1 protein-coding gene is annotated in these 336 nt (G+C 62.8%); it reads left to right on the forward strand.

The genetic code is table 11. From position 1 onward, the window contains the following. Positions 1 to 258: hypothetical protein (locus G6R25_RS24715; RefSeq protein WP_163554721.1), on the forward strand; the 258-nt coding region annotated here is incomplete at its 5' end. Between the last annotated feature and the right edge of the window lie 78 nt (positions 259 to 336).

Here is a 336-nt window from a genome sequence, read left to right on the forward strand (position 1 = left end):
CACACCCCGCAACAATTACCCAACCTCACAAATCGTTGCCGGGAATGGCTCACTGGCGGCGCCTACCCCAGCTACAACCACGCCTGCCTGGCAGTCTTCACCGCGCTCGCCTCCGGCGGATCCCTGCACGACGCTGCCGTCAGCGAAGCCGCTCGGCTCGACGCGACCCCCGAGGAAACCCGCCCCGATATTGACGCCGTCACCAACGCCTTCTACCGCAAAGGTCTGCTGCTACCAGCCTTCGAGAACACGTCGTGACCTGCCATGGGGTTCGGAACACTGAGCCATTCCCGGCGTCGATTTGTGAGGTTGGGTAATTGTTGCGGGGTGTGAGTG

It is taken from the genome of Candidatus Frankia alpina (assembly GCF_902806485.1).
GTDB lineage: Bacteria > Actinomycetota > Actinomycetes > Frankiales > Frankiaceae > Frankia > Frankia alpina.